At 66.3% G+C, this 19,660-nt stretch carries 16 protein-coding genes, 4 tRNA genes and 1 pseudogene; 10 read left to right on the forward strand and 11 right to left on the reverse strand.

Annotated features, from left to right (window positions below):
• The first annotated feature begins 82 nt into the window (after positions 1-82).
• Entirely contained in the window at positions 83-1,702 is a 1,620-nt protein-coding gene (locus ACQP0C_RS38550; protein WP_433728298.1) for a (2,3-dihydroxybenzoyl)adenylate synthase, read from the forward strand.
• Positions 1,703-1,820: 118 nt separating this feature from the next.
• On the opposite strand, the gene ACQP0C_RS38555 is transcribed toward ACQP0C_RS38550, so the two are convergent.
• Positions 1,821-3,134, reverse strand: coding sequence for a salicylate synthase (locus ACQP0C_RS38555; protein ID WP_433728301.1), 1,314 nt, complete (start codon positions 3,132-3,134; stop codon positions 1,821-1,823).
• A 104-nt stretch (positions 3,135-3,238) separates the two neighbouring features.
• Complete coding sequence (locus ACQP0C_RS38560) at positions 3,239-4,003, reverse strand: DUF2127 domain-containing protein (protein ID WP_433728303.1); 765 nt, start codon at positions 4,001-4,003, stop codon at positions 3,239-3,241.
• A gap of 155 nt (positions 4,004-4,158) precedes the next feature.
• Here ACQP0C_RS38560 and ACQP0C_RS38565 point away from each other — a divergent pair, with 155 nt between their 5' ends.
• Both ACQP0C_RS38565 and ACQP0C_RS38570 read left to right on the forward strand, forming a co-directional pair.
• Positions 4,159-6,612, forward strand: coding sequence for a glycerol-3-phosphate 1-O-acyltransferase (locus ACQP0C_RS38565; RefSeq protein WP_433728306.1), 2,454 nt, complete (start codon positions 4,159-4,161; stop codon positions 6,610-6,612).
• Positions 6,612-8,078 carry an HAD-IB family hydrolase gene (locus tag ACQP0C_RS38570; protein ID WP_433728308.1) on the forward strand — a complete coding sequence of 489 codons (1,467 nt, stop codon included), beginning with the start codon at positions 6,612-6,614 and terminating at the stop codon, positions 8,076-8,078. Before ACQP0C_RS38565 ends, ACQP0C_RS38570 begins: the two co-directional genes overlap by 1 nt.
• Here the strand turns inward: ACQP0C_RS38570 and ACQP0C_RS38575 are convergent.
• The 7 genes from ACQP0C_RS38575 to ACQP0C_RS38605 all read right to left on the reverse strand — a co-directional run bounded on the left by ACQP0C_RS38575 (position 8,075) and on the right by ACQP0C_RS38605 (position 10,826).
• Positions 8,075-8,794: a polyprenol monophosphomannose synthase gene (locus tag ACQP0C_RS38575; RefSeq protein ID WP_433728310.1), complete on the reverse strand. Its 720-nt coding sequence runs from the start codon at positions 8,792-8,794 to the stop codon at positions 8,075-8,077. The genes ACQP0C_RS38570 and ACQP0C_RS38575 overlap by 4 nt on opposite strands.
• Before the next feature lie 250 nt (positions 8,795-9,044).
• Positions 9,045-9,230, reverse strand: coding sequence for a hypothetical protein (locus ACQP0C_RS38580; protein WP_433681195.1), 186 nt, complete (start codon positions 9,228-9,230; stop codon positions 9,045-9,047).
• Positions 9,231-9,314: 84 nt separating this feature from the next.
• The gene (locus ACQP0C_RS38585; RefSeq protein ID WP_433728312.1) at positions 9,315-9,497 is read right to left on the reverse strand and encodes a DUF6374 family protein; all 183 of its coding nucleotides are present in this window, start codon (positions 9,495-9,497) and stop codon (positions 9,315-9,317) included.
• 262 nt (positions 9,498-9,759) lie between these two features.
• Positions 9,760-9,833, reverse strand: a tRNA-Phe gene (locus tag ACQP0C_RS38590).
• Between the two features lie 58 nt (positions 9,834-9,891).
• A tRNA-Asp gene (locus ACQP0C_RS38595) sits at positions 9,892-9,965 on the reverse strand.
• A gap of 29 nt (positions 9,966-9,994) precedes the next feature.
• Positions 9,995-10,067 (reverse strand) — tRNA-Glu (locus tag ACQP0C_RS38600).
• Between the two features lie 93 nt (positions 10,068-10,160).
• Positions 10,161-10,826, reverse strand: a complete 666-nt coding sequence (locus ACQP0C_RS38605; RefSeq protein ID WP_433728314.1) for a TetR family transcriptional regulator — start codon at positions 10,824-10,826, stop codon at positions 10,161-10,163.
• 850 nt (positions 10,827-11,676) lie between these two features.
• Between ACQP0C_RS38605 and ACQP0C_RS38610 the strand changes: the two genes are divergently transcribed.
• From ACQP0C_RS38610 to ACQP0C_RS38625, 4 genes and pseudogenes are all read left to right on the forward strand, one after another.
• Positions 11,677-11,752 (forward strand) — tRNA-Lys (locus ACQP0C_RS38610).
• 167 nt (positions 11,753-11,919) lie between these two features.
• A pseudogene (locus tag ACQP0C_RS38615) lies at positions 11,920-12,096 on the forward strand (DUF937 domain-containing protein); the annotation flags it as partial.
• 40 nt (positions 12,097-12,136) lie between these two features.
• A complete protein-coding gene (locus tag ACQP0C_RS38620) occupies positions 12,137-12,313 on the forward strand; it encodes a hypothetical protein (protein ID WP_433734837.1) in 177 nt (58 codons plus the stop codon).
• A 452-nt stretch (positions 12,314-12,765) separates the two neighbouring features.
• The gene (locus tag ACQP0C_RS38625) at positions 12,766-13,728 is read left to right on the forward strand and encodes an acyl-ACP desaturase (protein WP_433728316.1); all 963 of its coding nucleotides are present in this window, start codon (positions 12,766-12,768) and stop codon (positions 13,726-13,728) included.
• Between the two features lie 123 nt (positions 13,729-13,851).
• Here the strand turns inward: ACQP0C_RS38625 and ACQP0C_RS38630 are convergent, their stop codons facing one another.
• On the reverse strand, positions 13,852-14,505 hold the full coding sequence (locus ACQP0C_RS38630; protein ID WP_433728318.1) for a hypothetical protein: 654 nt from the start codon (positions 14,503-14,505) through the stop codon (positions 13,852-13,854).
• A gap of 232 nt (positions 14,506-14,737) precedes the next feature.
• Here ACQP0C_RS38630 and ACQP0C_RS38635 point away from each other — a divergent pair, with 232 nt between their 5' ends.
• Positions 14,738-15,604, forward strand: a complete 867-nt coding sequence (locus ACQP0C_RS38635; RefSeq protein ID WP_433728320.1) for an SDR family oxidoreductase — start codon at positions 14,738-14,740, stop codon at positions 15,602-15,604.
• A gap of 303 nt (positions 15,605-15,907) precedes the next feature.
• Positions 15,908-17,029 carry a tRNA dihydrouridine synthase DusB gene (dusB, locus tag ACQP0C_RS38640; protein WP_433734776.1) on the forward strand — a complete coding sequence of 374 codons (1,122 nt, stop codon included), beginning with the start codon at positions 15,908-15,910 and terminating at the stop codon, positions 17,027-17,029.
• Positions 17,030-17,757: 728 nt separating this feature from the next.
• On the opposite strand, the gene ACQP0C_RS38645 is transcribed toward dusB, so the two are convergent.
• Positions 17,758-18,003, reverse strand: coding sequence for a hypothetical protein (locus ACQP0C_RS38645; RefSeq protein WP_433728322.1), 246 nt, complete (start codon positions 18,001-18,003; stop codon positions 17,758-17,760).
• A gap of 4 nt (positions 18,004-18,007) precedes the next feature.
• On the opposite strand from ACQP0C_RS38645, the gene ACQP0C_RS38650 reads away from it, so the two are divergent.
• Positions 18,008-19,642, forward strand: coding sequence for an LCP family protein (locus ACQP0C_RS38650; RefSeq protein ID WP_433728324.1), 1,635 nt, complete (start codon positions 18,008-18,010; stop codon positions 19,640-19,642).
• Positions 19,643-19,660 lie beyond the last annotated feature (18 nt).

Genomic DNA, 19,660 nt, shown 5'->3' on the forward strand with positions numbered 1-19,660 from the left:
CGAGATAGGGTTGCCTAACCTATCTTATGAGACCCCGATCATCACGCAGTAGATCAAGTACCAGGCATCTGTGAGGCAGACCGTGACTTCGACATCCACCTCGCCCACCCATCGCGACGGCTTCGTCCCCTTTCCGACTGTCGACGCCGAGGCATATCGAGCGGCCGGTTACTGGACCGGCCGACCGCTCGGCGACCTGTTGCGCGCGAGCGCGACCCAGTACCCGAACCGAACCGCAGTGCTCGATGCGGACGGCCCGCGCAGCTACGCGTGGGTCGATGCCGAGGCCGACCGGATGGCGCACGGTCTACTCGCGCTCGGGATCGCGCCGGGCGACCGCGTGGTCGTGCAACTGCCGAATGTCGCGCAGTTCCCAACCGTCCTGTTCGGATTGCTGCGCGCCGGAATCATTCCGGTACTGACCCTGCCCGCCCACCGCCGCGCCGAAATCGAGCATCTGGCCGGACTTTCCGAGGCGGTCGCCTACATCATCGCCGACCGGTTCGGCGACTTCGACTACCGCGAACTGGCCGAAACCGTCCGCACGGCGGTGCCCACCCTGCGCCACATTCTGGTACTCGGCGATCCCGGCAGCGGCACCGAGCTGAATTCGATTCCCCGCGACGGCGGTTCACTCCCGACTATCGACCCGAGCGATATCGCGCTGATGCTGGTCTCCGGCGGCACCACCGGCCTACCGAAACTGATCGCACGCACCCATGACGACTACGTCTACAACGCCACCGCGAGCGCCGAGATCTGCGGACTCACCCAGGACGACGTCTACCTCGCGACATTGCCCGCCGCACACAACTTTCCGCTCGCCTGTCCCGGCATCCTCGGCTCCGTGGCGGTCGGCGCGGCCGTCGCGTTCACCACCGATCCGAGTCCGGAGAGCGCCTTCGCCGCGATCGCCCGCCATCGGGTCACGGTCACCGCGGTGGTGCCGCCGCTGGCCCAACTCTGGTGTGCGGCAACCGAATGGGAGGATGCCGATCTCGGCTCACTGCGACTACTCCAGGTCGGCGGCGCCCGACTGGCCGAGGTGAATGCGCGCGAGGTGGCACCGGCGCTGGGCGTACAACTGCAACAGGTATTCGGCATGGCCGAGGGCCTGCTCAACTACACCCGGCTCGACGACAGCGCCGAACTCGTCTGCACCACCCAGGGCCGCCCGCTGTCCCCGGCCGATGAAGTCCGCGTCGTGGATGCCGACGGCAATGAAGTCGCCGCGGGCGCGGAGGGCGAACTACTCACCAAGGGCCCCTATACGATCCGCGGCTACTACCGCGCCCCCGAGCACAACGCCCGCGCCTTCACCACCGACGGTTATTACCGCTCCGGCGACCTCGTGCGCCGCCTCCCCAGCGGACATCTGATCGTCTCGGGCCGCATCAAGGACGTCATCAACCGCGGCGGTGAGAACATCTCCTGCGACGAACTCGAGGAACATCTGCTCGCCTATCCGTCGGTCCGCCATGCGGCCGCCGTCGGCCTCCCCGATGCCGCGCTCGGCGAAAAGGTATGCGCCGTCCTGGTCACCGACGGCGAAATGCCGACCTTGGCCCAACTGAAGACCTTCCTGACCGATCGCGGTCTGGCCACCTACAAGCTCCCGGACCTGGTTCGCCGGGCCGACCGGCTCCCGATCACCGCCGTCGGCAAGATCGATAAGAAGGCCCTGCGCGCCGATCACAGCTGATCGGACGATCGAGGGCGGCGTGAGTCCGACCTACGCCGCCCCCGATCTACCCGGATGTCGCCGATAACCGGGTTGCCCCGGCAGATATTCGGAGCCCACCCCGAAGTTGATGGGTCCGCTATGACGCCTTGACGACATAGGGGGCGATACTGCCCAGCTTTTCGCAGGTCTCCTCGAATTCCCGGTCCGGCCGCGACTGCCCGACGATGCCGGCGCCCGCACGCAGCCAGGCGCCCTCGGTGGTCTGATAGACCGCGCGCAGCACCAGCGTGGCCTCCATCGCGCCGGACGGCGAGATCGTCACAACGGCACCGGAGTACAGGCCGCGCGGCGCGCCGTCGAGTCGGAATACCGAATCCACGCCCTCGCGCTTGGGAATGCCGGAAGCGGTGACCGACGGGAAGAGCACCTCCAGCGCATCCCAACTGGTGCGGTCCGCCGCGAGACGCCCCCGCACGGTGGAGGCCAGATGCTGCACGCTGCCGCGTTCGCGGACCGCCATGAAATCCGAGACCGCGGGCGTGCCGGGATCGGCCACCTCGGTGATCTCGGCAAAGGAGGTCTGGACCGAAATCGCGTGCTCCACGATCTCTTTGGGATCGGTGACGAGGTCGGCACGAGCCGCCATATCGATCGCCGCACCGAGGCCGAAGGCGCGGGTTCCGGCGAGCGGCTCGGTGGTGACCACCCGGTCCTCATCGACGGCGGCGACCAGTTCCGGACTGAATCCCGCCGCCTCCAGCCCACCGAGGCGCAGCAGGAACGACCGTGCCGGAGTGTTATTGGCGCGGCCGAGCCGGTAGGTGGCCGGCACGTCGACCGCGAAGGGCAGATCGACCTTCCTGGACAGGATGACCTTCTGGTAACGGCCGGAACGGATCTCCGCGACCGCTTCGGTGACCCGATCGCGATAACCGGTCGGATCGAGGCGCACGTCGACCGGCTGGGCCCGCGGCAATTCGGTGTCCTGCGAGGCGGCGATGAGATCATGAATGTCATCGGCCTCGGCGGGGGTGGCACCGGCGATACGGACGCCGAACGCGCCGACCCGCACCTCGATGCGCGGAATCATCAAATGCGCCAGTGCGGTTCGCGCAGGCACATGTGCGGTCGCGTCCAATGTCCATGCGCAGAATTCGAATCCGACCCAGCCGTAGGCCCGTCGCCCACCCAGCGGCAGCGTGTCGAGCGCCCGGTCGATGACGCTGGCCGGACTGCCCTCCCACGCACCGGCCGTGACGCGCCCGTCCCAACTCACGCGCAATTCGTTCGCATCGAGTTCAACGCCGCCGAGGGGGTCGGCTGCGAATACCCATTCGCCGGGCCGCTCGTACATCACGTATTCGCCGAAGCGCTCGGCCGCCGCCAGCCGGGACATCGCTGCCGCCGGATCGGTCACATACTCAACGCGCAAGCGCTCCGTGGTCGACAACGATCCTCCAAGGTTATGCTGACCTAACTTTGAGAAGTAAGGTTAGCATTACCTGCCTAGGCCGCCAGGGGTGTCGGCGCCCACAGCGGCGACCGCGAAACCCGTTACTCCGCAGGCACCGCGAGCGCGGAACGCTCGACGCTCAACAGACTCTCGGTGCTGTGCTCCGCGTGGTACGCGGCCCCACCGCCGCGCAGCCCGAACAGGCGCTTGCTGTAGAGCAGCCAGACCACCGCGGCGATATTGATCAGCAGCGCGCCGACGCGCAGCACGGTGATCTTCTCGGTCAATTCGTAGATCTCCAACGGCAGGAAGATGCTGGTCGCGACGACCGCGAAATATTCGCCCCAGCGCTTGACCAACCACAGCCCGACCGCCTCGATGGCCTGCAGCGCCGCATAGCACAGGATGCCGACGCCCACCCACAGCAATGTCGTATTCGACAGCGAGAACGCTTGATCGATCAGATGCACGATCTTGGATCGGTCGATATCCCACCCGATCTGATCGGCCAGCGGCCGCAGCAACGGCAGCTCCCGCTCGAAGTCGGCCCGCATCGTCTCGCGCGAGGAACGGAACTTGAAGACGGCGAGCGCGGCCACCACCAACAGCAATCCGCGCACCAACCGCTCGATCGCCAGCGCCCGCATCAGCCAGCGGTCACGCAGCAGTCGCCCGCGCGGCACCTCCGGTGCGTGATCGGCGGGTCCGGAGCCGACCGGTTCGCCCGGTACGAAGGTGCCGCAGCGCAGACACCGCCACGCGACCCCCGCCACGGTCTGCACGCGCAGACGCTCCGCCAAATCCTGCTCGTCCGGCGCGTAGGTGTAATGGCCGTGCCAGCCACACGCGCGTAACGCCCAATCCATGCGCGCAGCCTAGTTCGAGATCACCATGGGCAGCGATCGAAACCATCGTGTCCGCCGCCGCCCACCGGGCTCGCGGCCGACTCGCCCGCCGGAGTTCCTGCGCGGAATCTCCTGGCGGGCTTCAATAGGGGGATCGGCAGTTGCGGAGGACAAGCATGATCGATCACCGCGGGGATTCGCCCGCTCCGGCTCGAGCGACAGCACCCGGATCGGTGGTGGCGCTCATCGACGCGGGCTCCGGAGTGGAACGCGAACTCGTCGGCTCCTGGCTCGCCGACGGCGGGCTCGAGCATGAACTGGGCATCGACGCACCCATCACCCAGTTGGATCTGGACGCGGGCGCGATCGGCGCTCGGCTGGTCGGGCGGCGCGACGATCCACTCGTGGTGCCGATCCGGGTGCTGTGGCTACCGCCCGAGCGCGACGGGGTCCGGCGCATCACCTTCGCCGACCTGGCCCTGCTGACCAATCCGCGCAAGCCGAACCGCCTCGCGCAACGCCGGTTGGTCGGCGCGTCGGACCGGCACGTGGTGCTCACCGGTCAGCCCGCCCTGCTCAGCGAACTGCGCGCCAATAATCCGGAGGCGGCGGCACTGCTGGTCAAGGGCTCCGCCGAGCCGTTCGCCCGCGCCATTGTGCGCGCGGCGGTGGTCGCGCTGGAACGCGCCGAACGCTCCGTCATCGGTGACCGGTACAAGGTGCCCCGGCTGGTGGCCGAGGAGATCCTGGACTCCCCGGAAGTCCTGCGCCGTCTCGAATTCATCGCCGATCAGCTCGGCGCCAGTCCGCACGAGGTGTACCGGCGGGCGGAGAAGGCGCTGCGCGAACTCGTCGCCGCGCAGAGCAGATTGGTCTCGGATCTGTTCACCCAGGCGATGCGCCCGGTCCACGCCTCGACCTGGAAGGTGGACTCCGACGACACCGGTCTGGACGGACTGCGCGCGCTCAACCGGAGCTATCCGCTGGTCTTCCTGCCTTCGCACCGGTCCTACGTCGATGCGTTCGTGCTCGGTGATGTGCTGGCCCGCAATGACTTCCCGCCGAATCATGTGATCGGCGGCGCGAATCTGAGCTTCTGGCCGATGGGACCGATCGCCCGGCGCACCGGCACCGTCTTCATTCGCCGCAGCTTCGGTGACGACGAGGTCTACAAGGCGGTGGTCGAGGAGTACTTCGCCTATCTGCTGGCCAAGCGATTCAATATGGAGTGGTACTTCGAGGGCGGCCGCACGCGCACCGGGAAGCTGCGGCCGCCACGCTACGGACTGCTGAATTACCTTGCCGCCGCAGTCCGTTCGAATCGGATCGACGATGTCCTGCTCGTCCCGGTCTCGATCACCTATGAGCGGCTCAACGAACTCGGCGCCATCGCGACCGAACAGGCGGGCGGGACCAAGAAGCCGGAGGGACTGGCCTGGCTGGCGCGTTATGTACGCAGCCAACAGCATTCGGCCGGACACGTCTACGTGCGCTTCGGAGCGCCGCTGTCGGCACGCGATCGCCTTGCGGCATACGGTGATCCGCTCACCCCGCCGCCGGTCACGATTCCGCTGCACCGCGTCGAGCATTCCGTGACCCGGCCGACCGCGACGGCGGAGTCCGCGCATGTCGCGGAGCTGGAGCGAAAGGCAGTGCAGCGGCTGGCCTTCGAGATCGCCGTTGGCATCAACGAGGTCACGCCGATCACCGTCAACGCGCTGGTCACGCTGGCGCTGCTCGGTGTGCACGAGCGCGCGCTCACCCTCGGCGAGGTGCGCACCGTGCTGGCCCCGGTGCTGCGCTATATCGAGGAGCGCGATCTGCCGCGCGGTGAGCTGGCGGCATTGCGCGATGAACAGAGCCTCGCGGTCGTGCTCGAGCAGCTGTCGCTGGCCAAGGTCGTGACGGTGTATCGCGGTGGGCTGGAACCGGTGTACTCGATCGAAGCGGGTGCGCATCTGGAGGCCGCGTTCTATCGCAACAGCGCGGTGCACTGGTTCATCAATCGCGCCATCCTCGAGTTGTCCATCCTGGCGGGGCTGGAGAAGCAGGCGCCGGATCAGCTGCGTGCCGGTTGGGACGAGGCCTTCGAGCTGCGCGATCTGCTGAAGTTCGAATTCTTCTTCCCGGAGCGAGCGGAATTCTCGGCGCAGATGACCGCGGAGATGCTGCTGGTCGATCCGGATTGGTATGACCACACCACCGAGGACACCCTCGGGGTGGACATTCTGCACGAGCTCACTGCCTCCGGATTCATGATGGCCCACCGTGCGCTGCGCCCGTTCGTCGACGCGCAGCTGGTGGTGGCCGAGCGGCTCGCGACACGCGATAACGCCGAGGAGATCGATCGCAAGGAATTCATCGACGAATGCGTCGCGGTCGGCAAGCAGATGCTGTTGCAGCAGCGGCTGCACAGTCCGGAGTCGGTCTCCACCGAACTGTTCACCAGCGCACTGAAACTCGCGGACAATCGCGGCCTGCTGGCTCCGGTGAGTCGTGATTCGGCCAAGCGCAGGGCCGAATTGACCCGGCGCAGAATCGAGTTCGCCGACCAACTGCGCACCATCGCCGCCCTGATCTCGCAGGCCGCCGCACTCGATCCGTCGAATCGGCCCGGACTGGGGGCCTGATGGAGTCAGCGAATACCGCGGAGTCGCAGCACCGAGCGACCCCAGCGGATCTGGCGACGGCGATCGCCGCGATCCGATCCGGACCGCAGGGACCACAGATCGCCGCGGTCTTCGATTTCGGTGGCACCGTGGTGGACGGTTTTGCCCGACCGTCCTGGTGGCGGCGGATATCGCGGCGCGACAGAGCCCCCGCGAACACACTGCTGGGCAGTATCCGCGACGGGCTCACCGACGGCGAATACGGTCGGTTCCTACAGCAGGCCGTGCTCACACTGGCCGACCATCCAGAGGCCGAACTGGAGCAATTGGGCCAGCGGCTGTTCCGGCACACCATCTACGGACACCTGTATCCCGAAGCATGGCAGCTCGTCCGCACGCACGAGGCCGCCGGACATACCGTGGTGCTGGTCACCGCGCTGACCCGATTCCAGGTCGAGCCCGCCGCGGCAGCACTCGGTATCGACCATGTGCTGTACACCCGAATGGCGACGACCGAGGGCGTACTGACCGGATATGCCGAGGGAAGAACGCTGTGGCGCAGTGGCAAAGCCGATGCGGTCCGCGAATTCGCCGCGGCACACGCCCTGGATATCACCCGCAGCTACGCCTACGCCGACAGCATTGCCGATCTGGCGTTGCTATCGGTGGTCGGATATCCGGTCGCGGTGAATCCCGATCACAAGCTCGGTATCGCCGCCGCCGAACAGCATTGGCCGATCGTTACCTTCCATCCTCGGCAATCGCCGCGCCCGAGTGACTATCTGCGCACCGTCGCCGGATTCGCCGGACTGCTGAGCGGGGCGCTATTCGGCGTGCTGACCAAGTCGTACACCCGTCAGCGTCGGCAGATGGCCGATGCGCTGATGGCCTATGGGACCGGTGCGACGCTGGGGGCGACCGGGATCCGGCTGCGGGTCACGGGTGCGCAGAACGCCCGTGCGCCGCGGCCCGCCGTCTTCCTGTTCAACCATCAGAGCCAATTCGACGTCATCATCCTGCCCAAGGTGCTCGCGGGTGGTGTGACGGGAATAGGCAAGAAGGAGCTGACCAAGAATCCGCTGTTCGGTCCGCTGATGCGGTTCGTCGGTGTCACCTTTATCGACCGTGCCAACACCGCCCAGGCCAAGGCGGCCCTCGCCCCGGTGGTGGGGACGTTGCGCGATGGCTTGTCGATCGCGGTCGCGCCCGAAGGGACCCGGTCGTATACGCCGGGTATCGGCCCGTTCAAGAAGGGCGCCTTCCACATCGCGATCCAGGCCGGGGTGCCGGTGATCCCGGTGGTGATCCGCAATGCGGGCGAAGTCAACTGGCGCAATTCGATGGTCGCGCGCCAGGGCACCGTGGATGTCGCCATCCTCGACCCGATCGACGTCAGCGGCTGGGATCCGAACGATATGGACGACCAGGTCGAAGCGGTCCGTCAGCGCTACCTCGACACCTTGCTGAACTGGCCGGCGCCGGACTAGACCGCGCGGCCGAACAGCAGCTTCCACGGCATCAGCGCCGATTCCAGCTGCACCTTGAGGCTCATCTTGGAGGCGCCGAGGGTGCGCTCCTCGAACCGGATCGGGACCTCCGCGATCGCGATGCCCTTCTTGGCGGTCCGGTAGTTCATCTCGACCTGGAACGAATACCCGTTGCTGCGAATCGAGGCCACATCGATGGCGCGCAGGGTGTCGGCCTGCCATGCCTTGAATCCTGCGGTCGCGTCCTTCACGCCGAGCCGCAGGATCAGGTTCACGTAGAAGTTGGCCCACGCCGAGAGCGCCTTGCGGTACCACTTCCATTCCTCGGCGGTCGACCCACCGGGCACATAGCGCGAACCCAGTACGACACCGGCATCGGTGGTGTCCAGCTTCTCCAGCATCGCCGGAATGACCTCGGCCGGATGCGACAGGTCGGCGTCCATCTGGATCACCACATCGGCGCCCTCGTCCAGCGCACGGGTGATCCCGGCCACATAGGCGCGACCCAATCCGTTCTTCTCGGTTCGGTGCAGCACGCCGACCACGTTCGGCAGCTCCGCCGCCAACTTGTCGGCGACCTCACCGGTGCCGTCCGGCGAATTGTCATCCACCACGAGCACATGCAGGTCGGGCACCGGCAGCGCCGTCAGCCGCTCCACCGCAACCGGCAGATTTTCCCGCTCGTTGTAGGTCGGCACAACAACGGTAACCCTCAAGGGTCGCCCTCCCTGCTCACCTGTTCGCGCCCGCTGACCCACGACAGGACCCCGAGCATTCGTCTGATTGCCAAGAACCGTACTTGATCGACCTAAAGAGCTCCTGAGCGCATACGGGCTCCCGCGACCGCCCGTTTTCCGGCGATGTGCCGACTACCTCGCAGATCGCGCCGCCCACCGCCCGAGCGCCCGGCCCGTCGCCGCAAACCAGGGACGAAATCAGTTGCCCCACACCACCCCTGACGGGCCCTCACTTCCCCCCGCCACGCCAATCCCGATCCCGGGCATCCTCACGGGCATTGCGCGCATGCACGATCTCCAAGGCCCGCTCGGCCGTCTGCCGATCCGGGTAGGGCCCCATCCGGTCCCGGAACCAGCACTGCTTCCCGTTCTCGGCCCGCTGATGCTTCAAGCAGTAGTACCACTTCTCCGCCATGCCCCCAGCATTCCACCACCATGATCACCACACCCGAGATTTCCAGCCATCCCGGCTCCACACCGGCCGCCGTGGACCAGCGATCTATCCGCAAGCACGTCCCTGCGTCGCCTCGACGAAGATCCGCATCCCCTCACCGATCTTTCCGGCCGCATTCTCCAGCTGCTCAGGACTCAGCTGCTTGCCGAATGCCGCAGCGTCGAGGAGTTGCCCGCGAACCTGTTCGAGGTTCGTCCGTGCCCGGTCGAGGCGAGAACTGTCCGGCATGACCGCAGACTACCGCGAATCGAACAAAGTTTCGATAGCGAACGCGGAAGATGCAGGCAGGAGATGCGGCGAACAGCAGAGGCTATCGATGAGCGAACCGACCAAGGCGGAGTGCTAACCAAGGAGCGGCACCCCGGAAGGACTGGGGGTTCGGGGGGCGAGAGCCCCGCCGAGCGGGGTTTGGGGGTTGCACCCCCAAAACCAAAAAGACGAGGGAACTCCCGCGCGCGCTCTTTGCGCGCAGAGTTCCCTCGTTTCCGAGTGGCCAGGGCCGGGATCGAACCGGCGACCTTCCGCTTTTCAGGCGGACGCTCGTACCAACTGAGCTACCTGGCCGCAGGCACCCGTGGTGAATGCCATACGCGAAACGCCGGATTGCTCCGGCGCTCACTTGCGACCCTGACGGGACTCGAACCCGCGACCTCCGCCGTGACAGGGCGGCGCGCTAACCAACTGCGCCACAGGGCCTTGCGTTACTTCCAACGATCCGAAGACCGTACCCCCTACGGGATTCGAACCCGCGCTACCGCCTTGAAAGGGCGGCGTCCTAGGCCGCTAGACGAAGGGGGCTCGCCCCGGATTTCTCCGGATCGGCTTCAACGGCTGTCCGTTGGGAGCTGGGATAGCTTATGACAGACCGGCCACGTTTCCCAAATCGGCTGTTCAGGCTCCCAAACCGAGCTCTTCCAGCCGAGCCTGGGTACGCCAGCCGTCATTGCGGAACCTCTCCCCCCACTCCCGGGTGGCCATCGCCTCGACCACGACCTCGAGCGCCTCCTGGAACCGGGCACGCAGATCGACCCCGCTGCCGAGGATGTCCACCAGGTAGCGCTGGCCAGCCAGTGCGGCGGACAGGGTGCGGGTGAAGCGGTCCGGGTCGGCGTCGGAGCGCAGCTGCCCCTGATCGATGGCGCGGATCGCGAGCGCCCTGGTCGCGCGGCCGAGGATCCGGCCGCCGCCGGTCTGCACATCGCGATAGAAGTCCGGTTCGATGATCAGCCGGAATTCGGCCTGCACGATGATGTCGTGCTCGAGCCGCAACGCCATCTCGTCGATCATGCCGTGCAACACGTCGAGCGGACCGAGATCGGTTCTGGCAAGCCAACGTTCGGCCGATGCCCGATATCGTTCGACCGCGGTGTCGAGTACGGCGCGTGCCAGATCTTCCTTGGAATCGAAATGAAAGTACATGGCGCCCTTGGTGGCGCGTGAACCTTCCAATATGCGGTTGAGCGATGCAGCGGCATAGCCGCTCTTCCCGAACTCAACGGCGGCGGACCTGATTATCGCCGCGCGTGTCCGGCGGGCCCGCTCTTGCTGCCGTGCCATGCTCGAAACGCCTCCGAAGCCTACTCGCCGCCAAACGGTGCCCCCCAAAGGAACGGACCCTTGGCGCGAAGTTATGAGTTTTATCAATACTTCAAACCGGGATTTCGCCCAGTTTCAAACTTTCGGTACGAAAACTTGCGAAATTCCTGAAACACACCAGCTGGTATAGTTTTCCTGCCCAGGTGCGCCGCAGGGGGTGCGCACCTGGGCATTACTTCGTCTCGGATCTGCCTCCCCCGGCGTCGACTCGTAGGAAGTCACGATCGGCCGTACCGGTCGCGACACGTTCGGGCACAACAACGATAAGCCGAATTCCGGATCACCGGGCAAGTCGGCGATTCCTCCGTAATTCACCAAGTCGTCACCGTACCCGGAAAGGGCATCCGACACGCGGCAAACCGGAGACTCGAGTGGACGAAACATCCGGATATCTGTTACAGCTAACATCGCGCAATCGCGCAATCGAGCCGCTCGGATTTCCGAATTCGGCAGCGACGCAGCACCGTTCACCCGAGTCGACCAGCGGACCGATCGCGGCGGCGCCGACCGCGCGACACCGGCCAGCCGCCTCGCTGCGTCCCCCCGTGCGCTGACCCTACACCCCCCGCAAATCCAAAGACATTGGTACGCAACATGATTGGATGGTAGCCCGGCACAGGCGGAATGAACAAAGCTGGGCACCAAACGTTTACCCGCAGCATCGGCGCGCGCATGCGCCGTGTTACCCGCTGCGCCAGCATGACTCGACCCTGCTCCCCGGCAACCCCGAGCGAACCGAACCGCGGCCCACTCACCGGGCCCCGCCCCCGGTTACCCGATCCGCGCCGAGCCAACTACACTGTCCCTCCGCGCCCCTATAGCTCAGTTGGTAGAGCTACGGACTTTTAATCCGCAGGTCGTAGGTTCGAGCCCTACTGGGGGCACCACATCAGGCGTCCGGTTTCATACCGGACGCCTGAGTCTTTTCGGTCCGTCTGCGCGCGTGACGCGCACCGGTACCGACCGCAAATCGACACATTTTCGGGCGGGCTTTCCCATACTGAGGGCGCGTCCCCGCACACCGGGGGCATCCCCTCGACAACAGGTGGAGCCGATGACGTCTTTCGATGATCCGCTCTCCGAAGTCCCCATCGCACAGCTCGCCGACAAGTTGAGTGTCGACCAGGCCACCGCGACGAACGCGGTAAAGGCGGCATTGCCGACCCTGCTCGGCGGATTACCGGCCAACGCCACCGAACCAGCGGGCGCGGCCGCTCTGATCGGCGCGCTGGACCAGCACGGCGAACTCGTCGAAGGCGAGGGCGCGGTGAATGTCGACAAGGTCGTATCGCCGACGGTCGAAGATCGTCGGCAAGGTCTTCGGCGCGCACACGGTGATCAGCGCGACCGAGGGCACCGGCGGCAACGACTTGGTCGCCCGGCAGCCGCCGATGCTGGCGCGGATCGCGATGGCCCTATCCGGCCGAACAGCTCGCCAGCGGCGGTGACAGCACGGCGGCACCACGGACCCGGTCCGGCGGCATCGGCTGCATACTCGATGGTCTGCTCGGCGGCAGCGGCAAGAGCGGCGGCATCAGGGGGCGCGATCGGAGAAGCGCTGGCCGAGAACGCAGGTGGCGCGCTCGGAAACATGCCGGGCGGTTTCTTCAAGGGCGAACACCGAACCACGCCCGCGCCGACACTCCCGACTCCGTGCAATGCCTCACGCTGGGCTAACGACTGTCGGCCCATAGCGATAGACCCTTCGCGCGGGCGTACCCCCTACACTCGGGATGGTTGTCGTACGCCGACGTTGGCGTATGACGTCTATCACGACGTGTCTTTTGACAGCCAGATGCGTTTCGCATCACACCTACGGTGCCGTAAGGTATGGCCGCATCGACACGGTCTACTCGGGGACTGACCTGCAAGAGTGCACGCACACATGAAGGGCTTGTATATGGCAAGGGATCTGACTCAACTCGAGCTGCTCACGGAGTTGGAGCCGGTTGCCGAAGAAAACGTCAACCGGCACCTCTCCCTGGCAAAGGAATGGCATCCGCACGACTATGTCCCGTGGGACGAAGGCCGCAACTTCGCGGCACTCGGCGGCGTGGACTGGGACCCGGAGCAGTCCCGACTGAGTGAGCTCGCGAAGGCGGCCATGATCACGAATCTGCTGACCGAAGACAACCTGCCCTCCTACCACCGCGAGATCGCCGAGAACTTCTCCCAGGACGGCGCCTGGGGCACCTGGGTGGGCCGCTGGACGGCCGAGGAGAACCGCCACGGCATCGTCATGCGCGACTACCTCGTTGTCACCCGTGGCGTCGATCCCGTGGCGCTCGAGGAAGCACGCATGGTCCACATGACCAACGGCTTCGCCTCCCCCACCGAGGCCGATGCGGGCTTCCTGCATTCGGTCGCGTACGTGACCTTCCAGGAGCTGGCCACCCGGGTCAGCCACCGCAATACCGGCAAGGTCTGCGACGACCCGATCGCCGACCGCATGCTGCAGCGCGTCGCCGCCGACGAGAACCTGCACATGATCTTCTACCGCAACATGTGCGGCGCGGCCCTCGACCTGTCCCCCGACCAGGCGATCGAGGCGATCACCCTGATCCTGGAGAACTTCCAGATGCCCGGCGCCGGTATGCCCAATTTCCGCCGCAACGGCGTGCTGATGGCCAAGCACGGCATCTACGACCTGCGCCAGCACCTCGAAGAGGTGGTGGCGCCGGTGCTCAAGAAGTGGAACATCTTCGAGCGCACCGACTTCACCGCGCGCGGTGAGGCCGTGCGCGAGCGGCTCGGCCTGTTCCTGGAGAAGCTGGGCCAGGACGTCATCAAGTTCGAAGAGCAGCGCGACCGCATGCTCGCCCGTGAGGCGAAGAAGCGGGAGCTGGCCGGGGTCGCCAGCTGATCTCCGACCCCGCAAACATAAACGCGCCGCCGCCGGATTTCTCCGGCGGCGGCGCGTTTATGTTCGGCAACGCCCATCTGATCGGCGAGCTCATAGGTTCAACCGCCGAAACTCGGCGCGGCGCTACTTCATCGGCAGTGCGCCGTCGACACCACCGACATCGGTGATCTTCCAGTCCGAGTTCTTATCCAGTGTGACGTTGTAGGTCACCGTTGTCTGCGCGCCTTCCGGGCTCTGCGCATTCGTCGAACTCACATTTACGAATACGTCGACTTTGTAGACACCGCCTTGTTCCGACATCACCTTTGCGGTAATCGGTGCGGCGGTGGAGGTCCACTTCAACGGAACCAGAATCTGTTCGAGCTTGGGCGCGGTCGCATCGAACTTATTCGCCAGCTGCGGAACGGTATTCGCCTTCAGCTTGGCCACCCAGGACGGGATGTCCTGGTAATTGACGGTGGCCGCGCCGACCGCGTATTCGCTGGCCACCTGCTCAGCCTTCTTATCCGCGGCAGCCCGATCCTTTTGCTCGGCGAGATCGCTGCGCGCCGACCACAGAAGTCCGGTCAATACACCGACCGCGATCACCAATGCGCCGATTACCGCGCCGGTGACCACGGTGGAGACGCGGATCGATACGGTTCCCGACTGCCGGTCCGACCGCTGCCCGGACGTATCGGCCTTCGTATCGGACGCCCTCGTCTCTGCAGTCTTATCCGACTCCACGCCGGAGTCGCCGTCCCCGCCTGATGCGGTGCCCTCGATCCGTTCCGTCATTCGCCCTCTCCGATGAGTCTGTGGTGGTCCACGGGATACCCGCGAGTAACAGGCTACTGAGGGCGTCTGAGAAGGCCGTAGCGCCCTCGACACGAGGGGCGGGCCGGGCATCTCGAGCCCGACTTCCGAATCCGTCGACGATCCGGCCGTAAACCTCGACACTGAAGGTATTGCCGCGCACGGCGCGCTGCGCCGACCGGCCATGGCTCATAGACCGTAGGAGGCCGAGGACATGTCCAGCACATCGAAGGGCGACGGACCGCTCACCGGCAAGGTTGTCGCGATCACCGGCGGGGCGCGCGGTATCGGACGCGCCACCGCCGAGGCATTTCTCGCGGCGGGCGCCGCGGTCGCGATCGGCGATATCGATGTCGAACTGGTGGCCAAGACGGCGGCGGAATTGGGTGCGGATCCCGAAGCCAAGATCGTCGGTCTGCCGCTGAATGTGACCGATCGCGCCGCGTTCGCCGCCTTCCTCGACACCGTGGACAGCGAGCTCGGGCCATTGGACGTACTCGTCAACAATGCCGGAATCATGCCGACCGGCCTGTTCGCTGATGAGGACGAGGCAATGACCGACCGGATCATCGATATCAACCTCAACGGAGTGATCCATGGTTCCCGGCTCGCCGTCCAACGGTTCAAGGACCGCGGCACCGGACATCTGATCAATATCGCGTCTTTGGCCGGGACACAGGGCTTTCCGGGCCTGGCCACCTACTGTGCGACCAAACACGCCGTGGTCGGCTTCACCTCGGCGCTGCACCTGGAGATGAAGGAGCACGGTGTGCACGTCGGCGCGGTGCTGCCCGGCATCGTCCGCACCGAACTATCGGCCGGTGCCAATATGCCGAACTGGATCACGCCGCTGACCACGGTCGATCCGGAGGATGTCGCGCAGGCGATCGTGCAATCGGTACGGACGAACAAGCCGCTGACCACCGTCCCCCGCAGACTCGCGGCCATTATCAAGTCGGCCCAGCTGCTGCCCTACCGCGCCCAGCTGCTCGTCGCCGAATTCACCGGCGCGACAACGGCATATGCCCAACCAGACCCCGCCGTACGCGAGATCTACCACCGCAGACTCCGCGACCAATAGGCCACTTCCGGCCACGCCCCCCGAGATCCGCCGCCTGCTCATATCGTTCGTCCTCACCCCGACCCATACCGCCGACCACATCTGGGCCTGATCACGCTGGCGACGACAACATGGCCGTTGCGGTACTAACGGACCTCGGCTGAGCTCCTCGCCAGCGAATCTTCAGTGGCTCGGATCCACACAGATAGATCGCTCCACCACCTAGAAGGGTGAATCGACGCACGTCAGTCCGTACGGCTTGGGGCCGCCCCGGCAGCGAATGCGACACTGGTGGGCGTGACGATTACCGCTGAGGCCAAGCGCATGCTGCGGATCGGGCCGTATCCGGTCGATCCGGCGGTGGTGCTCGCGCCGATGGCGGGCATCACGAATCTGGCGTTCCGGAAGCTGTGCCGGGAGTTCGGCAGCTCCACATCGATCTATGTGTGCGAGATGATCACCGCGCGCGCGGTGGTGGAGCGCAATGAGAAGACGCTGCACATGATGTCCTTCGACGAGGACGAGCATCCGCGTTCGATGCAGCTGTACGGCGTGGATCCGGCCACCCTCGGCGAGGCCGTGCGGATCATTGTCGGCGAGGGCTGGGCCGATCACATCGATCTCAATCTCGGCTGCCCGGTGCCGAAGGTCACCCGGCTGGGTGGCGGCGCGGCGCTGCCGTACAAGCGCACGCTGTTCAGCAAGATCGTCAAGGCGATGGTCTCGGGTGCCGAACCGGCCGGCGTCCCGGTCACGGTGAAGTTTCGCATCGGCATCGATGACGACCACCTCACCTATCTGGACGCGGGCCGCATCGCCGAGGCCGAGGGCGCCAAGGCCGTCGCGCTGCACGCCCGCACCGCCGCACAGCGATATTCGGGCCAGGCCGACTGGACCGCGATCGCCCGACTCAAGGAAGCCGTCACCACGATCCCGGTGCTCGGCAACGGCGATATCTTCTCCGCCGCCGACGCAGTACGAATGATGGACGAAACCGGTTGCGACGGAGTCGTTGTCGGGCGCGGCTGCCTAGGGCGCCCGTGGCTGTTCGCCGAACTGCAGGCGGCACTGCGCGGCGAAGCACTGCCCGAGGCGCCGAATCTCGGCCGGGTCGGCGAGGTGCTGTACCGGCACGGCGCACTGCTCGCCGAACACCTCGGTGAAGACAAGGCCATGCGCGATCTGCGCAAGCATATGGCCTGGTATCTGATGGGCTTTCCGGTCGGTGCCGAGCTGCGCCGCAGCTTCGCCACTGTGTCGAGTCTCACCCAATTGCAGGATCTCATCGGCGAACTCGACCCGACCGCGCCGTTTCCCCGCGATGCCGAAGGTCCGCGCGGCCGCCAGGGGTCACCGGGCAAGGTGGCGCTGCCACACGGCTGGCTCGATGATCCGGACGATCCGGCCGTCCCCGCGGGCGCCGATCTGATGCACAGTGGCGGCTGATCCTGTCGAGCGACATCCGATCGTCAAGAATCCTCCCACCAGCGCGCACGCAGTCCCGACACACCTCTGCGTCCCGTTGATTTCGCACTGGGCTGGCTCGCCGTGGCGGAATCGTTATCATTGGCGGAATCGGTCATGCCGGTCGAAAGCGGCCGAAACGGCAGCAGAGACGAAAAGCGAGGTTCGTTAGTGGGTGACGATCGGCACGGGCAGTCGCCACGGCCCGGAGGTCGCGCCCCGTGGGAGCGCTATCCCACGGCGGATTACACCGACCGGGACGGCGCACGGTCGTCCCGCCGAGCCCGACATAACGATTCCGAATCCGGCTCGGCCCCGCTGACGGTTCAGGACCTGGTCCAGAAAGTCGACAACGAACGCTCCGGACGCAGGCGGCGATCCGAGACCGCCGCTCCGAAACCCCCGGAATCCGCCCCGTCCCGGTCCGCGGACTCCGCGCGCCAGTCCGATATCCCGCCGCGCAAATCGAGTCCCCCGGCCGGACGTCCAGCCGACGCACCACCGCGCACGTCAGGCATCCCAGCCGGACGCAAAGCCGACGCACCGCCCCGCACATCGAGCCCCCCGGCCGGACGTCAGGCCGACGCACCACCGCGCACGTCAGGCATCCCAGCCGGACGCAAAGCCGACGCACCGCCCCGCACATCGAGCTCCCCAGCCGGACGTCAGGCCGACGCACCACCCCGCACCTCGAGCCCCCCAGCCGGACGTCAGGCCGACGCACCACCACGCACGTCAGGCATCCCCGCCGGACGCAAAGCCGACGCACCACCCCGCACCTCGAGTACCCCGGCCGCCAGCAAGGCCGACGCACCGCCCCGTACGTCGGGCCCCACGCGCCGCACCGGGTCCTCCGCGGTCGTCGACGACATCGCGGGCACCTCGACGGCCGCCGGCGCCGCGAAGCGCCGTACCGCCGCGGCCTCCGGCGGGAACGAACCGCCCGAGGTCGTCACCGATGTGATTCCGCCGGTCGAGGAGACCCCGTCCGCCAAGAAGCGCGCCAACGGCTGGCCGACCACCGATTCGGACGCACCGAAGACGGCCGCGGCATCGACCCGCGTCGGCTTGTCCCGGCTCGCCGCGAGTCGGCAGCGCCGCAATAAGCGGCTGCAGCTGGCGGGCCGGGCCACCATGACGATCTTCGCGGTGATCGCGCTGCTGGTCACCGGCGGCGGCTGGAGCTATCTACGTTCGACCGCCAACGGCTTCACCCAGGTCTCCGCGCTCGACGACCATCCCGAGGATGTCGTCGACTCGGGCGCCCAGCTCGGCGATGAGAACTACCTGCTCGTCGGCACCGACACCCGCGCCGGCGTCAACGGACAGGTGGGCGCCGGCACGCTCGACGACGCCGAGGGCGCCCGCGCCGACACCGTCATGCTGGTGAACATTCCCAAGAACCGCTCGCGCGTCGTGGTCGTCTCGTTTCCCCGCGACCTGGACGTCACCCGGCCGCAGTGCAACGGCTGGGACAACGACAAGGCCGAGTACACCAGCGAGGTCTTCCCCTCGGCCATGGGTGACAAGCTCAACGCCGTATACGCGCTCGGCGGACCGAAGTGCCTGGTCAATGTGATCCGCAAGATGACAGGCCTGAACATCGGACATTTCATCGGCATCGACTTCGCCGGTTTCGAGGCAATGGTCGACCAGGTCGGCGGCGTCGATGTCTGTACCCCGAAGCCGATCACCGACGGCATCCTCGGCACCGTGCTGGAAAATCCGGGCCGACAGCGCATCAACGGCGCGACCGCACTCAGCTACGTGCGCGCCAGGCACGTCTACGGCGAGGAACGCAGCGACTACGACCGGATCAACCGTCAGCAGCGGTTCCTGGCCTCGCTGCTGCGCGGTGCGCTGTCGAGCCGGGTGCTCTTCGATCCCGGCAAGTTGAACGGCTTCATCTCCGCGTTCACCAGCCACACCTTCGTGGACAAGGTCCAGCCCACCGACCTGCTGACCCTGGGCCGCTCGCTGCAGAAGGTCGACGCGGGCGCGGTCACCTTCCTGACCATCCCGACCGCGGGCACCACCTCCTACGGCAACGAGATCCCCCGCGAGTCCGATATCAAGGCGATCTTCCGCGCCGTCATCGACGACCAGCCGCTGCCGGGCGAGAAGAAGTCGACTCCGGCCCCCGGATCGATCCCGTCGGCCCAACCGGCGCCGCCGAAGCTGTTCGCGGTCGACCCGGGCACGGTGTCGCTGCTGGTCTCCAATGGTTCGGGGACGCCGGGCGTAGCCAATAAGGCGGCGACCAAACTCGGCAACCAGGGCTTCCAGATCTACAACACGGGCAATTACTCCGGCGGGAATTCCGAGGTCGCCACCAAGGTCCGGTTCGGCTCCGGCCACGAGGCCGAGGCAGCCACCGTGGCCAGCTCCCTGCCGGGAGCGACCATGGAGGAGGCGAAGGATCTCGGCGGCATCGTCGAGGTCGTGATCGGCGCCGACTTCGCGGGCACGGTGCGGACGCCGACGCCGGTCGGTGATCCGATCTCGAATGTATCGGTTACGGTATCGAGTGCGGCGCCGGTCACACTGCCCTCGGATCTGGAGCACGTCAACGCCGCCGACGACACCTGCAAGTAGGTATGGCCCCGAACTGGG

Origin of the sequence: Nocardia sp. CA-129566 (genome assembly GCF_050956075.1) — a bacterium.
GTDB lineage: Bacteria > Actinomycetota > Actinomycetes > Mycobacteriales > Mycobacteriaceae > Nocardia.

What these genes read in the sequence shown, in the direction of transcription:
- ACQP0C_RS38565 (WP_433728306.1), top strand. Translation starts at nt 4,159, where the DNA reads ATGATCGATCACCGCGGGGATTCGCCCGCTCCGGCTCGAGCGACAGCA.
- ACQP0C_RS38605 (WP_433728314.1), bottom strand. Translation starts at nt 10,826, where the DNA reads ATGGCACGGCAGCAAGAGCGGGCCCGCCGGACACGCGCGGCGATAATC.
- ACQP0C_RS38580 (WP_433681195.1), bottom strand. Translation starts at nt 9,230, where the DNA reads ATGGCGGAGAAGTGGTACTACTGCTTGAAGCATCAGCGGGCCGAGAAC.
- ACQP0C_RS38570 (WP_433728308.1), top strand. Translation starts at nt 6,612, where the DNA reads ATGGAGTCAGCGAATACCGCGGAGTCGCAGCACCGAGCGACCCCAGCG.
- ACQP0C_RS38630 (WP_433728318.1), bottom strand. Translation starts at nt 14,505, where the DNA reads ATGACGGAACGGATCGAGGGCACCGCATCAGGCGGGGACGGCGACTCC.
- ACQP0C_RS38625 (WP_433728316.1), top strand. Translation starts at nt 12,766, where the DNA reads ATGGCAAGGGATCTGACTCAACTCGAGCTGCTCACGGAGTTGGAGCCG.
- ACQP0C_RS38635 (WP_433728320.1), top strand. Translation starts at nt 14,738, where the DNA reads ATGTCCAGCACATCGAAGGGCGACGGACCGCTCACCGGCAAGGTTGTC.
- ACQP0C_RS38560 (WP_433728303.1), bottom strand. Translation starts at nt 4,003, where the DNA reads ATGGATTGGGCGTTACGCGCGTGTGGCTGGCACGGCCATTACACCTAC.
- ACQP0C_RS38620 (WP_433734837.1), top strand. Translation starts at nt 12,137, where the DNA reads ATGTCGACAAGGTCGTATCGCCGACGGTCGAAGATCGTCGGCAAGGTC.
- dusB (WP_433734776.1), top strand. Translation starts at nt 15,908, where the DNA reads ATGCTGCGGATCGGGCCGTATCCGGTCGATCCGGCGGTGGTGCTCGCG.
- ACQP0C_RS38585 (WP_433728312.1), bottom strand. Translation starts at nt 9,497, where the DNA reads ATGCCGGACAGTTCTCGCCTCGACCGGGCACGGACGAACCTCGAACAG.